18 protein-coding genes are annotated in these 13,329 nt (G+C 56.1%); 10 read left to right on the top strand and 8 right to left on the bottom strand.

Annotated features, from left to right (window positions below):
- Positions 1-182: 182 nt before the first annotated feature.
- On the bottom strand, positions 183-560 hold the full coding sequence (locus ACZYUB_RS14395; RefSeq protein ID WP_463948934.1) for a type IV pilin protein: 378 nt from the start codon (positions 558-560) through the stop codon (positions 183-185).
- 69 nt (positions 561-629) lie between these two features.
- On the opposite strand from ACZYUB_RS14395, the gene ACZYUB_RS14390 reads away from it, so the two are divergent.
- From ACZYUB_RS14390 to rraB, 8 genes are all read left to right on the top strand, one after another.
- The gene (locus tag ACZYUB_RS14390; RefSeq protein WP_463948932.1) at positions 630-1,145 is read left to right on the top strand and encodes a prepilin-type N-terminal cleavage/methylation domain-containing protein; all 516 of its coding nucleotides are present in this window, start codon (positions 630-632) and stop codon (positions 1,143-1,145) included.
- Positions 1,139-1,732 carry a prepilin-type N-terminal cleavage/methylation domain-containing protein gene (locus tag ACZYUB_RS14385; protein ID WP_463948930.1) on the top strand — a complete coding sequence of 198 codons (594 nt, stop codon included), beginning with the start codon at positions 1,139-1,141 and terminating at the stop codon, positions 1,730-1,732. The genes ACZYUB_RS14390 and ACZYUB_RS14385 overlap by 7 nt, the downstream gene beginning before the upstream one ends.
- The gene (locus ACZYUB_RS14380) at positions 1,701-2,714 is read left to right on the top strand and encodes a hypothetical protein (RefSeq protein ID WP_463948928.1); all 1,014 of its coding nucleotides are present in this window, start codon (positions 1,701-1,703) and stop codon (positions 2,712-2,714) included. Before ACZYUB_RS14385 ends, ACZYUB_RS14380 begins: the two co-directional genes overlap by 32 nt.
- Before the next feature lie 46 nt (positions 2,715-2,760).
- Positions 2,761-3,243, top strand: a complete 483-nt coding sequence (locus tag ACZYUB_RS14375; protein WP_463948926.1) for a type IV pilus modification PilV family protein — start codon at positions 2,761-2,763, stop codon at positions 3,241-3,243.
- A 196-nt stretch (positions 3,244-3,439) separates the two neighbouring features.
- Positions 3,440-3,778, top strand: a complete 339-nt coding sequence (locus ACZYUB_RS14370) for a P-II family nitrogen regulator (protein ID WP_463948925.1) — start codon at positions 3,440-3,442, stop codon at positions 3,776-3,778.
- A gap of 84 nt (positions 3,779-3,862) precedes the next feature.
- Positions 3,863-4,414, top strand: coding sequence for a transglycosylase SLT domain-containing protein (locus ACZYUB_RS14365; protein WP_463949000.1), 552 nt, complete (start codon positions 3,863-3,865; stop codon positions 4,412-4,414).
- A 25-nt stretch (positions 4,415-4,439) separates the two neighbouring features.
- Positions 4,440-4,949 (top strand): S-ribosylhomocysteine lyase, encoded by a 510-nt coding sequence (gene luxS, locus ACZYUB_RS14360; RefSeq protein ID WP_463948924.1) that lies wholly within the window; start codon positions 4,440-4,442, stop codon positions 4,947-4,949.
- A gap of 31 nt (positions 4,950-4,980) precedes the next feature.
- A complete protein-coding gene (rraB, locus tag ACZYUB_RS14355; protein ID WP_463948999.1) occupies positions 4,981-5,316 on the top strand; it encodes a ribonuclease E inhibitor RraB in 336 nt (111 codons plus the stop codon).
- 78 nt (positions 5,317-5,394) lie between these two features.
- Here the strand turns inward: rraB and ACZYUB_RS14350 are convergent, their stop codons facing one another.
- On the bottom strand, positions 5,395-6,042 hold the full coding sequence (locus ACZYUB_RS14350) for a DedA family protein (protein WP_463948998.1): 648 nt from the start codon (positions 6,040-6,042) through the stop codon (positions 5,395-5,397).
- A gap of 295 nt (positions 6,043-6,337) precedes the next feature.
- Here ACZYUB_RS14350 and ACZYUB_RS14345 point away from each other — a divergent pair, with 295 nt between their 5' ends.
- Positions 6,338-6,544 (top strand): hypothetical protein, encoded by a 207-nt coding sequence (locus ACZYUB_RS14345; protein WP_463948923.1) that lies wholly within the window; start codon positions 6,338-6,340, stop codon positions 6,542-6,544.
- A gap of 24 nt (positions 6,545-6,568) precedes the next feature.
- Here ACZYUB_RS14345 and ACZYUB_RS14340 read toward each other — a convergent pair whose 3' ends face one another.
- Positions 6,569-7,573 (bottom strand): GNAT family N-acetyltransferase, encoded by a 1,005-nt coding sequence (locus ACZYUB_RS14340; protein WP_463948922.1) that lies wholly within the window; start codon positions 7,571-7,573, stop codon positions 6,569-6,571.
- A gap of 80 nt (positions 7,574-7,653) precedes the next feature.
- Positions 7,654-7,851 (bottom strand): hypothetical protein, encoded by a 198-nt coding sequence (locus ACZYUB_RS14335; protein WP_463948920.1) that lies wholly within the window; start codon positions 7,849-7,851, stop codon positions 7,654-7,656.
- A 155-nt stretch (positions 7,852-8,006) separates the two neighbouring features.
- Between ACZYUB_RS14335 and ACZYUB_RS14330 the strand changes: the two genes are divergently transcribed.
- Positions 8,007-9,362: an SLC13 family permease gene (locus ACZYUB_RS14330; RefSeq protein WP_463948919.1), complete on the top strand. Its 1,356-nt coding sequence runs from the start codon at positions 8,007-8,009 to the stop codon at positions 9,360-9,362.
- Between the two features lie 19 nt (positions 9,363-9,381).
- Here the strand turns inward: ACZYUB_RS14330 and cbl are convergent, their stop codons facing one another.
- The 4 genes from cbl to cysT are packed head-to-tail and all read right to left on the bottom strand — an operon-like array spanning position 9,382 to position 13,165.
- Positions 9,382-10,329, bottom strand: coding sequence for an HTH-type transcriptional regulator Cbl (gene cbl / locus ACZYUB_RS14325; RefSeq protein WP_463948918.1), 948 nt, complete (start codon positions 10,327-10,329; stop codon positions 9,382-9,384).
- 50 nt (positions 10,330-10,379) lie between these two features.
- Complete coding sequence (locus ACZYUB_RS14320) at positions 10,380-11,447, bottom strand: sulfate/molybdate ABC transporter ATP-binding protein (protein ID WP_463948917.1); 1,068 nt, start codon at positions 11,445-11,447, stop codon at positions 10,380-10,382.
- A gap of 30 nt (positions 11,448-11,477) precedes the next feature.
- Positions 11,478-12,329, bottom strand: coding sequence for a sulfate ABC transporter permease subunit CysW (gene cysW / locus ACZYUB_RS14315; protein WP_463948916.1), 852 nt, complete (start codon positions 12,327-12,329; stop codon positions 11,478-11,480).
- On the bottom strand, positions 12,326-13,165 hold the full coding sequence (gene cysT / locus ACZYUB_RS14310) for a sulfate ABC transporter permease subunit CysT (protein ID WP_460882234.1): 840 nt from the start codon (positions 13,163-13,165) through the stop codon (positions 12,326-12,328). Before cysT ends, cysW begins: the two co-directional genes overlap by 4 nt.
- Positions 13,166-13,329 lie beyond the last annotated feature (164 nt).

Raw genomic sequence — 13,329 nt, 5'->3', positions numbered from 1 at the left:
CATGCCGAGTCTTGCGATACTGTCATTAGTATCAGAAATGGTTCTTATATCGACATCATACGGAATCTTCACGGGGTAAAACGTGACTTTTTAATGAAAGATTTTTGTTGTACAGGCAATAACCATTCGATTTTTTTCCTATGATTATCAATATGATAATTTAATGTTAAAAAACGGTATGTTTACCAACAGGCAGTCGGTTCCGATTGCCGATCTTGATTCAGGCTCAGTAAATGGCAGCCGGTGTCCTGAGATTGGCGACTATCGGCTCGGGCGCTCGCGGTCAAAACATAACCGAGGTCATTCAGGCGTAACTGGAAGTCGTAATCGCTCTCCGGATCAGGCCGCAATTGCTGCATATCGGCAGTGTAGTGACCATGAACCAATCGGTACTCCTCTTGCCGCAGTTGTAGGGCCATTAAGTGATTCTGGGCTTCGCCTCTCCGCGCCTGGAGCAGGTATGAGTGAAAGCTGGGATAGCCGACAGTTGCCAGGATGGCGACGATCACCAGGGTTATCATCACTTCGAACAAGCTGCTACCGCTGCTAGATATAGCCATTGCTGCCACTCCTGTTGAACCTTATTCCTATGTCTCGTTTCACCCGCAAACTCGGGTTCGGGAGGCATAGTGCGAAATATAGAGAACGGATTCACCCTGCTGGAGTTGCTGACAGCCATGGCGGTGGCCACCATCTTGTTGATGGTGGCGGTGCCCAGTTATCACCAGCAACAGCAGCGATCCCAGCTGAGCGCCGCTGCTAGTCGACTCTATAGCGATATTTATCAGACCCGTGCCGAGGCGATCCGCCGTGGTACGGATGAGCTGAATATCTATTTCTTCGTTCAACCGGACTGGTGCTATCGGATTACCGATCGCTCGGATTCGGAATGCTCGGGTTGCCATGCGCTGTGTGATGTGGCGGGCGATGGGCGAAGCCGAGGGATGAGTCGTCAGGATCTGCCGCTGGTGAAGCTGGCGGAGGTGACCTATCCGGGGAGTGAACTGGGGATCCTGCGACAGCGCTCGGGTATGGCGGCAGGCCATGTTCTGTTTCAGGTCGATTCACAGCAACTGATGGTGAAGAGCAGCGGCTATGGTCGAGTCCGGATCTGTGAACCTGGAACCGGGAGTGAGCCATGTTGAGACACCGGTCATCGGGGTTTTCGCTGATTGAACTGATGCTGGCATTGGTCGTTGGCATGAGTGTGGCCTTGTGTTTATCCAGTCTCCATCAGTCGCTATTGCAGATAGATATCCGGGTGATCAGTCGCATTCGCTTACAGCAAGGCGTGCAGGTGTTACTGGATGTTCTGGAGCGGGATTTGCGCCGGGCGGGTTACCGTGCCTTTCGCCCCGGGATGAAACCCGTGACGGCAGCCCCCAGTCTTTATCTGGCACCTAACTGTTTGGTGGTGTTGATGGATATCGATGCCGATGGCGTCCATAGAGGTGAGCAGGAGATCCGCGGCTATCGCTTCAACAGGCTAGAGAAACGGTTGGAGGTCAACAGCTGGCTGCGAGCGAAAGCACAACCGACCAACTACTGCCGTGATGTTGGTTGGCAAGATATGGCCGATGGGGAGATTCAGGTATCCAATTTTCAGTTATTGCCAGTCGTTGAGGGGGAGGCCCAATCCCGACTCTATGTGATGCGTCTGAGCGCCCATGATGCACAGCATCCCGAGTTGGAGGTCCATGATGAGCGCAGATTCAGATTACGGAATCAGTAACGCATCCGGTTTTGCCACCATCAGTCTGGTGGTCGTGACCCTGTTGTTACTCGGTGTGCTGACGCTGATGACTGTGGATGTCATGCAGGCCGAACTGCAGGTTGGCTATAGTGAGCAGGCCTTTCGTCAGGCCGAAATCGATGCTGAATCCCAAATGGCGCTGGCCATGGCGAAATTGGCCCGCCAGGGACAGACTGTGCCTGAATCCCAGACTCTGGCGGATGGTGTTTTGTGGTGGAAAGGCTATCCAGCGCCAGATGCCAGTCCGTTAGTGACGCTGGTTGCTCAGGGTCGCAGCCCGACGGGGGATGCACGCGCCAGGATCCGGCAGCAATTTTCCTGGTTGGCGCTTTATCCTGAACTCCCCCCCACGGCCGTGCTGGCGCCTGAATTGGTTCCGGCTCCACTGGCACCACCTCCTGACGCGTCAATCAACGAGCCTGTGGCGGCAGAGCCGCAGGCTCCGAGCATTCCATCGGCCGACATGCAGCACTATCTGGATGGACTTTTTGTCGCGCAGGGGGAGCAAGGTGCGCGCATTCACTGGCTGGAAGATCAGGCTAGCGAAACCCGACAGGGGTGTGAGGAAGTGACGCCGGAATCCAGCGGACTCATTTTGATAGTCGGCAGTTGTGTACCGGCCGGGAGTGTTGGCTCTGCCGCTGCCCCGGTGATCCTGTTGATCCGGGATGGCAGCTTTTATCTGCAAGACTCCAGCGTACTGTTTGGCGTGGTCATCCTCTACTCCTCGACCACTTCAGCTGACTCATCCGGCGACGCCGATGCTGAGGGTGCTCCTCTGGGCACTGTGCATCTGGCGGATGGCTCCCGGATTGAGGGTGCCTTGATCAGTCAACTGCCGCTGGCCGGAGATCCCTATCGTTTGGATGTTCGCTATCGACCGAGGATCCTACGACGGATGCAGGAGGGGACCCGTTTCTTCCGGCTGGTGCGGGTTGCCGGGAGTTGGCGAGATTGGTAAGGGCGGCAACGGGATGGCTGCAAGCTGGCCCTATTCAGGAGGCTTTATGATAGGGAATAGATCGCGCGGAGTGAGCCTGATTGAGGTGATGGTCTGTCTGGCGATCCTGATGATAGGTGCGGCAGGCTTGACCCGACTGCATGTCGAAATGCTCCGCGTCCAGCGAACTAGTACCCAGCAGTCCAAAGCGTTGACGCTGGCCCAGAGTAAGTTGGAGGAGTTGCGGGACTTTATCTCGCTACACCATCGAGCCGCTGGTGCATCCGCTTATGAGGACATTCGTCAGGATCAGGGCGGGAGTTTATTGGCGGGTGTCTATGATGATGGCGCCTTGCAATTGAACTGGCAGGTGGTGGATGGGCCTGCAGCCACTGAATGGTCGCAACTGCCCGCGTATAAGCGGGTCGAGGTGGTCGTCATCTGGCATGATGGCAACCAGAACTCCCAGCATTTATCACTGCAAGGCATAGTTACGCCCTACGCTCAGGCTACGGTTCATGAATTGGGCTTTGATGGAGCGAAACCCTGACTTGCATGAAGAGTGTTGGCGAACTCGCTGTTCGGTGATTTGCTCGTGACCATTGCTGGTGCCGCTGGGCACTTTTCTTTATGATTCCCGTCGTTCATTCGTTATTTTTTCAGTGCTGTTCCTGCTCGCGCGTCGAAAATTATTGGACCATTGCAAGGGGAACCGGCGCGCCGACCGAGTCGTTCAAGGAGTTCTCATGAAGAAGATTGAAGCCATTATCAAACCGTTCAAACTCGATGATGTCCGTGAGGCGCTGGGGGATCTCGGTATCAGTGGGATGACCGTCTCTGAGGTGAAGGGGTTCGGTCGTCAGAAGGGGCATACCGAGCTGTATCGTGGTGCCGAATATGTGGTCGATTTCCTGCCCAAGGTGAAATTGGATCTGGTGGTGCAGGACGATGATGTCGAGCGCTGTATCGAGGCGATTACCAAGAGTGCCCACACCGGCAAGATTGGTGATGGTAAAATCTTCGTGACTCCGGTGGAGCGGGTGATCCGGATCCGAACGGGTGAAGAGAATGAAGACGCCGTATAAAGCGCGCGGATCCCGGGCCGGTTATGCCGGCCTTGTTCGTGATATCAAGAAAGGATCTCCAGTTTGCGTTGTCTGTTTACCCTGATGATTTGCCTGTTGGCCACCGCGTGTAGTACCAGTACTTCGCGTCCGGATAATCCGGAAGATCTGTGCGCTATTTTTCGTGAGAAGAGTGATTGGCACGAAGCTGCGCAAGAGATGAATGAAAAATGGGGAACTCCGATCCAGGTGCCGATGGCGATGATGTATCAGGAGTCGAGTTTCAAATATGATGCGCAACCGCCGATGCGTTATTTCCTGTTTATTCCCTTGGGTCGCGCCAGCTCCGCGTATGGCTTTGCACAGGTCAAGGATGAGACCTGGAGTGACTACCAGCGGGAGACCGGAAATAGTTGGGCGGATCGGGATGATTTTGCCGATGCCATCGATTTTATGGGCTGGTACACCTGGAAGGCACAGAAGATCAATGGCGTTTCCAAGTGGGATGCGTACCGGCAATATCTTAATTACCATGAGGGCTGGGGCGGATATCGCCGTGGTACCTACAAGAGCAAAGCCTGGCTGATGACGACGGCTCGTAAGGTCGAGGCTCGTTCCAGCCGCTATGCTGCGCAATATCGGCAATGTGATTTTTAATCTTTACCCCGTGAGGAATCTTGTCATGCCTTTGTTAGATAGCTTTAAAGTCGATCACACCCGCATGCTGGCGCCTGCTGTTCGGGTGGCCAAGACCATGCAAACTCCGGGGAAGGATACCATTACGGTGTTTGATCTGCGTTTTTGCCGCCCGAATCAGGAAATCCTGTCGGAGAAGGGCATTCATACCCTGGAGCACTTGTTCGCCGGTTTCATGCGTGATCACCTGAATGGTGATGGGGTCGAGATCATCGACATTTCCCCGATGGGCTGCCGCACTGGTTTTTATATGAGCCTGATTGGCTCACCGAGTGAAGAGCGAGTGGCGCAAGCCTGGACTGATGCGATGGCGGATATCACCCGGGTCATGGATCAGCAGGCGATCCCCGAGTTGAATGAGTACCAGTGTGGCACTTATGTGATGCACTCTCTGGATGAAGCCAAGGCGATTGCCGAGACCGTGCTGAGTCGAGGGATTGGCATCAATCACAATGATGATCTGAACCTGTCCGACGAGAAGCTGGCAGGTCTGTAAACCTAGCGGCCGAGGAGGCACAATGACCACGATTAACGAATGGCGCGAAGAGACGGATGCCATCATCAGCGAACTGCTGGAGGATGGCAGCAACCCGGAGTCTGAATACACCATTGAACATCACTTCGCCTGTCAGAATTTTGATCGTCTGGAAAAGCTGGCGGTGGATCTGTTCAAGGTTGGTTTTGAAGTGACCGATGCCGAAGAGTTGGAGCTGGAAGATGGCTCGCTGATTTTCTGCTTTGATGCCAGCAAGGATGGTTCTCTGGAATCGGATCGCATCGTGGCGGAAATCGAGAGTCTGCTGCCGCTATGCGAAAAATACGGTGTTGATTATGACGGCTGGGGCACTTTCTTCGAAGAGTAAATCTCTGCGAACGTCATGGACAATACAACAAGGGCGACCGGAAACGGTCGCCCTTGTTTATGGCTTCGGGGGAGAGGTTCAGACCGATGCGCGCTTAAGACGATGACGGATGCCTTCAACCAGCAGCGGCAGCAACGAGATGACGATGATACCGATGATCAGCATGGTGAAGTTTTTGCGTACCACCGGTAAATTTCCGAAGAAATGACCGGCATAGACGAAGGACACCACCCACAAAAAGCCGCCGATAAAGTTAAATGCCATAAACCGCTTATAGGTCATGGCACCCATACCGGCGACGAAGGGGGCAAAGGTGCGTACGATCGGTAAGAACCGGGTCATGATGATGGTTTTGCCGCCATGCTTGGCGAAGAAGGCATGAGTCTTGTCCAGATGATCCCGACGGAATACCCGCGAATTCGGATTCTGGAATAAGCGCTCGCCAAAGAAATGGCCAATGGTGTAGTTGGTGATATTGCCGAGCACGGCGGCAACAATCAAAGCCCCTGCCAGCAGATTGACATCCAGGGCAGTGCCCACGGTCAGGGCTCCGGCAGCGAATAGCAGCGAGTCGCCAGGCAGGAAGGGGGTCACCACCAGACCGGTTTCGCAGAAGATGATCAGGAATAAAATGGCATAAACCCAGAGGCCGTAGTTGTTCATCAGACTCTGCAGATGTACATCGACGTGCAGAATAAAATCGAGAATTAACGCTAACAGATCCATCATGTGATCCCAGTAACAAAACTGCGCAAAGTCTAAGCGATAGCCTGCGTCGGCTCAATCGTTGTCATGGTGTGAGGGCAAGTTTTTTCCGTTGGCTGTTGTCCGGATGTTCGGCTCGCATCAAACCGAATTCTGATTATTCAAGGAATAGGGCGTAAGACCACCAATTGGGCGCTTGTTCCTTGTTCATTGGCGCAAAAAATCAAGCGCCGCTCCTGTCACTCTTCATAAGCTTGGCCTGCATGTCTGAGCCGCGGTAGCTGGCTGGTCAGTGAACCGCAGGGAGCCTAATTCTATGTCGATAAAAAACAAACCACTGGTTAAATCCTTGATTGCCTATGGGGTGGTGGTTGCTGTGGCGGTCTTATTGCTGGTGTACCACCTCGGCGGCATTCTGCCGGTGTTGATGATGATGGGCGTCGTCATGGGGGCGGCACATCTTGCCGGGGTTTTCGCCTACTCGAGTGATGGCGAAGAGCCTCCGGCCGATTTCCGGGACTGATATCAGACCGAGGCCATCGATTTATTACGCGTCGTTGTTTTGAGCTGCCGCACCGGCGCAATGGCAGGCGGTCGTCATGGTGGGCCTTGTCTGGCTATCAACCGGGCTCGGTTCGAGGGTCAGTTCCAGGCTCATGCGTATTTCGCAATCACAGTGTCCCGTATTCCCCATGGCGGCCTGCAGGTGACGGAAACCGAGACTCTGGTACAGGCGTTCCGCCTGGCGCAAGGCCGCGGTGGTTTCCAGATAGCAACAGGAGTAGCCGGATTGGCGGGCGAATGCCAGCGCGTGCAAGACCAGGCGGCGACCGAGCCCCTTACCGCGGAGCTCAGGCAAAAAGTACATTTTTTGCAATTCGCACACGGCACCATTTGCACCTTGCAACGGAGCAATACCGCCGCCCCCCAGGATAGCTCCCCGGGTGTCGGTAATAACCCAGTAAGCACGGCCGGAACCTTGGTAGTGCGGGTAGAGCTGATCCAGCGTCGGATCGGCGACACCATACCCTTTGTCGGCGGTTAGCCCATGTTCGGCGGAAACGTGACGGATCACCTGGGCAATGGCGGATTGATCCTCTGGTTGTAAGCCTCGGATCTGGTAGCCCAGCTGGAGACGATGAGCCTGCAGGGCACGCAAGTAAAGCTCCAGCCCTTGCTGTAATTGTTGCTGCTCCTGCGGGCTCAACTGGGCTAACACTTGATCGCTGTGCTGGTCGAGATCCTGATGCAATTCATGCAACAAACGTTGGCCATTTGCTGTCAGGCCGAGCTCCTGGCTGCGGCCATCAACGGCGTGAGGTTGTCGTATCACCAGCTCGCGTTCCTGCAGGCGGCTCAAGGGGCGGCTGGTGTTGGACTTATCCACCCGCAGTCGTTCCGCCAACTGGTTATTGGTCAGCGGGCCTGATTCGAGTTCGATGAGTAGGTGGGCTTCAACCGGGGTGAGTGGGGTCGCGCAGCATTGGGGGGCGAACATGCCCAATTCGCGAACCAGTTCTCGGGAGCGGGCGCGCAGGGTGCGAGCATCCATCGGGTTTACCTCGGCTATCGGAGTCATGGATCCGATAGTAGCGAATTAAGGTTGCGAAGCGCAACTATATTGTTTTCACCTTAATGATGATGACGCAGTTGCTGGAGTTGACTGAGCCAAAGGTTGTCATCGCCATCGGTGCTGAGGATCAGGCTCCACCAATGATGTCCCTTGATGATGCAGGCTCTCGCCTCGCCTTCGGCCTCTTCATAGGTAAAGATGGCGCCGATAGAGCGGCAGGTTTCAGCGAGTTGTTGATGGGCGAAGTGGGTATTCATAGGTCACCTCCGAGATGACTCGTCTGGGCAATGAGGTCGCTCTGCCCTGCTATGCAATACAGTGCATAAAACTAGCCACATTTTAAGCAGTGGGTCTGCTGCCAATTCACGATGCCAGAGCTAGGATCAAAGAGGGACGCGTATCATCGGAGGTCATGATGACCATCCAGAGCAGAGCAAAAGGGTTCTGGTTGTTACTGGCGTTGCTGGCTCTGGTGGGGTTCAGCCACTGGCTGCCATGGACGACCGCAATCAATCACGGCGTGGCCTTGCTGGTGTGTATCGCTCTGCTGTGGCTGAGCGAAGCCGTACACATTACGCTGACCGCTCTGCTGGTACCGGTTCTGGCGGTGATACTGCAACTGCTGCCATTGACTCAAGCGCTCAGTCATTTTGCTAATCCGGTGCTGTATCTGTTTCTTGGCGGATTTGCCCTGGCCGCCGCGTTGCATCGTCAACAACTCGACACCGAACTGGCGCGCTGGCTGATCCATCTGGCGGGTGGGCGTTTGTCGCGTGCTGTCTTGCTGTTATTCATGGCGACACTGCTGCTCTCCATGTGGATCAGCAATACCGCGACTGTGGCCATCATGTTGCCATTAGCGGTGGGGCTGTTGGCCAATATCGACCGTGAACATCAGCTCAATACCCATACCTTTGTGCTGCTCGGTGTGGCCTATAGCGCTAGCATCGGCGGTATGGGGACGCTAGTCGGTAGTCCTCCCAATGCCATCGCTGCGGGCTACGCCCATCTGGGCTTCATGGATTGGATGCAGTTCGGCGTTCCCGTCATGCTGTTGTTGTGGCCGCTGGCGTTGGCCGTCTTGTACCTGCTGCTGCGGCCCAATCTCGATCATCCTATCGCTGCCGAAGAGATGGCGTCGGTTTGGCAATGGACTCCGCCTCGCATCTGTACCCTGCTGATTTTTGCCAGCACTGTACTGGCATGGATTTTTTCTGGACCACTGTCGTCCTGGCTGGGTGGGCTCGATCAATTCGACTCGCTGGTGGCTTTGCTGGCGGTGATCGCGGTCGGCGTGTCGGGCGTCGCGAGCTGGACGGAGATAGAGCAGCAGACCGAGTGGGGCGTGCTGCTGTTATTTGGTGGCGGGCTATGCCTTTCTGCCGTGTTGCAAAGCAGCGGCACCAGTGCCTTTTTGGCAAGCCAGCTTATGGCGTGGTGCTATGGTGCCCCGCCCTGGGTTCTGATCCTGGCGATCGCCAGCTTTGTGGTGTTTCTGACCGAGCTGGCATCCAATACTGCCGTCGCGGCTTTGCTGATCCCGCTGTTTGCTCCCCTGGCTGCGGAATTGGGGCTCTCCCCGTCTGTGCTGGCGGTGATGGTGGCGCTCGCGGCTTCTTGTGCCTTCATGTTGCCGGTGGCTACACCACCCAATGCCATGGTGTATGCCACTGGTCGAGTGCCCCAGCGGCAGATGTTACGGGTGGGGCTGGTGTTGAATATCGTCTGCTCTCTGGTGTTGGCTTTGCTGGTCGCATTGTCGGGTTAATGTAACTACTGCGGGAACCCTAGATTTCGTAATCGAGCACCGGATCGCTGCCGAATACCCGGGCCTGGATATCGCTCGAGGCCAGCTCCGGATTACACAGCTGAATAAACTGCCAGGCGAAATTGTGCTGGTATTGTCCCTTCTTCAAGCCGATCCAGGCGGTATGGGCGGCGAACAGATGGCTGGCATCCAGTTGCACCAGCCCTGTGTCGCGGCGGGCATCGAACGCCATATCGGCCAGAATGCCCACTCCCATCTCCAGTTCGACATAGGTCTTGATGACATCCGAGTCTTGAGCGGTGAGCAGAATTTCCGGCTGCAAGCCTGCTGCGGCAAATGCTTCGTCCACACGCGCCCGTCCCGTCAAACCCGCCTGATAGGTGATGATGGGCCACTGGGCAATGTGTGCCAGCGTCAGCTCCGGCTCCAGAGTCAGAGGGTGGTTTTCCGGAACCACGATATTGTGGTGCCAGCGGTAGTAGGGGAAGGCGACTATCCCCTCGGCATGATCCAGACGCTCGCTGCTGATGCCGATATCGGTGTCGCCACTTTGCAGCAGACGCACTATCTCTTCCGGTCCCCCCTGGTTGAGCTCCAGCTGCACTTGCGGAAACTGACTGCGGAACTCCTTGACCACCCGGGGTAAGGCATAACGTGCCTGGGTATGGGTGGTTGCCACATGCAGGCGACCATGTTCGCGATTGGCGAAAGTTTCGGCCAGCTTGCGGATATTGTTGGCATCGCTGAGCATGCGTTCGGCGATCACCAGTAGCTCCTTGCCTGGCTCTGTCATGCCGAGCAGGCGTTTGCCGTGGCGGATAAATAGTTCGATGCCCAATTCATCCTCCAGCTCGCGAATGTGGCGGCTGACGCCAGATTGCGAGGTATAGAGGGCATTGGCGACTTCGGTCAGGTTGTAATCGCGGCGTGCGGATTCACGGATGATGCGCAGTTGCTGAAAGTTCACGCCTGGCTCCTTGGCTCTACGGCTTCGGGCCGCCGTAGCGGCCCGGGGTACTAGATTTCATAGTCCGGATAGACCTGGGCCTGGCGGGCCGAGAGGCGCACGGTTTGTCCGGGTTTGAGGAACTGCACCGCTTCCTTGGGCAGTTCGGCTTCAAATAGTGCCCCATTCAGACTGCCATTACCACGCAACTCGACGCGGATCCGTGAGCCCATCGGCAGCAGACGTTCCACGCTGGCACTAAGACCGTCACCGCTACCTTCTGGTGACAGCTCCAGTTCGTGGGGGCGCACATAGGCGACAGCAGCCGATCCTTGGAGCAGGTGTGCGGGAATATGACCATTCAGGGTTTGATCGCCAATCCCCAACCCCTGCTCGCTGACGCGGCCATGGAACAGGTTGACGCTGCCGAGGAAACGGTGCACGAAAGGCGTAGCCGGATGGTCATAAACCTCGGCGGGTGTGCCGACTTGTTCGACGCGGCCAGCGTTCATCAACACCACCCGATCGGCGACCTCCAGAGCCTCTTCCTGATCGTGTGTCACAAACAGACTGGTGACGTGCAGCTCATCATGGAGATCCCGTAACCAGCGACGCAGCTCTTTACGCACCTGGGCATCCAGCGCGCCAAACGGTTCGTCCAGCAGCAACACCTTGGGCTGCACCGCCAGTGCCCGCGCCAGGGCAACGCGCTGACGTTGGCCACCGGAGAGCTGGGTCGGGAAGCGGCTGGCGACATGGCCCAGTTGTACCAGATCCAGTAACTCTTTGACCCGGCGCTGGATCTCGGCCTCGCTCGGGCGAATTCGACGCGCCTTGACTCGCAACCCGAAGGCCACGTTCTCGAATACTGTCATATGGCGGAACAGGGCGTAGTGCTGGAATACGAAGCCGACATTCCGCTCCCGGACATGGAGGTCGGAAGCATCTTCGCCCCGGATCACGATACGGCCGCTATCGGCTTGCTCCAGACCGGCGATGATGCGCAGCAGTGTGGTCTTGCCGCAGCCGGAGGGACCCAGTAGGGCAACCAGTTCACCATCCTTGAAGTCGAGGTTGATGTTATCGAGCGCTGCATACTGATTGAAGTGCTTGTTGAGTTGTTGAACCTGGATACTCATCTGTTCACCTTTCCATTCAATTCTTGGTCATCAATGGCCAGCAGGGCCACGCAGGCGGGCCAGCAGGGTCTCACCCAACAGGGTGAAGATGCCGAACAGGGCCAGCAAGGTTGCCACGGCAAAGGCGGCACTGGTTTGATATTCGTTGTAGAGGATCTCGATATGCAGCGGCAGCGTGTTGGTCTGGCCGCGAATATGGCCGGAAACCACCGATACGGCGCCAAATTCCCCCACGGCACGGGCGGTGGAGAGCAGCAGACCATACATCAGACTCCAGCGAATGCTGGGCAGGGTCACGCGCCAGAACATCTGCAAGCCACTGGCGCCGAGGACCATGGCGGCCTCTTCCTCTTCACTACCGCGGGCTTCCATTTGCGGCAACAACTCGCGCACCACAAACGGCAAGGTGATGAAGGTGGTGGCCAGTATGATGCCCGGGGTCGAGAAGATGATCTTGATATCGTGTTCGTTGAGCCAGGGGCCGAACCAACCACGACTGCCAAATAGCAGTACGAACATCAGACCCGCAACCACAGGCGACACCGAGAATGGTAAGTCGATCAGCGTGATCAGCAACTGGCGACCCGGGAAGCGAAAGCGGGCAATAGCCCAGGCGGCCGAAACCCCGAACACCAGGTTCAAAGGCACCGATAGCAAGGTGACCAGCGCAGTCAGTCCTAGCGCTTTCAAGGCATCCGGCTCGCTGATGGCGGCAAAAAACACCGTCAGTCCCTGTTTGAATGCCTGCACAAAAATAGTGGCCAGCGGCAACAGTAGCAGCAACACAAACCAGCCGACACCCAGGCCAATCAGTAGCCAGCGTACCCAGCTCGGTTCGCGAGTGACTTGCTGGATCGGGGTTACCGTAATTTCCTGACTCATGCGCGGACTCCTCCGATACGCTGCCAGCTCCAGGCCTGCAGTTTGTTAATCAGTAATAACAGGGCGAACGAGAAGGCGAGCATCACCACGGCAATCGCCGAGGCTCCCGCGTAGTCGTACTCCTCGAGGTGGCTCATGATCATCAAGGGGGCGATTTCGGAGACCATGGGCAGATTCCCGGCAATGAAGATCACCGAGCCGTACTCACCGATGGCGCGGGCAAAGGCCAGTGCAAAACCGGTCAATAACGCCGGTACCAGGCCAGGCCAGATGACGCGGACAAAGGTTTGCAGGCGGTTAGCCCCCAGACTGGCGGCTGCTTCTTCCAGCTCGCGTTCACTCTCTTTGAGCACGGGTTGCAGGGTACGAACCACAAAGGGCAAACCGATAAAGGTCAGGGCGATGACGATTCCGATCGGATTGTAGGCCAACTCGATGCCCCAGGGGGCCAGCAATTTGCCGATCCAGCCGTTGTTGGCAAAAATGGCGCACAGGGCGATACCGGAGACAGCGGTTGGCATGGCAAAGGGCAGGTCGATCAGGGTATCGATCAGGCGGCGGCCGGGGAATTCATAGCGCACCAGGATCCAGGCCAGGATCAGTCCGAACAGGCTATTGATTAATGCGGCCGCCAGCGAAGCGAGGAAACTGAGTTTGAATGAGGCGACGACTCTGGGCTCGCTGACGACCTGCCAGAACTCGGCTGCACTCAGATGCGTGATGCTATACAGCACCAGTGCCGAGATCGGCAGCAACACCATCAGCCCCAGATAGAGCAGGCTGAAACCCAGTGTTGGGCCAAAGCCTGGCAGCACAGAGTAGGAACGAAATCGCATAACGAACCCTTTTCTAATAAACAAAAAGCAATAGATTGGATGATTGTGCGCATTCCTTGGGAAAGCGACAAATAAGTTAAAGCTCTTTCTTATGCCAATTTTTTGCTAAGAAATCTAAAAATGGACAATTGGCTCAAGAAACGTCGTTCTAACGGAGTAATTGC

It is taken from the genome of Pseudaeromonas sp. HNCC25DJ182 (genome assembly GCF_055413365.1).
This window is presented reverse-complemented; position numbering and strand designations above follow the sequence as displayed.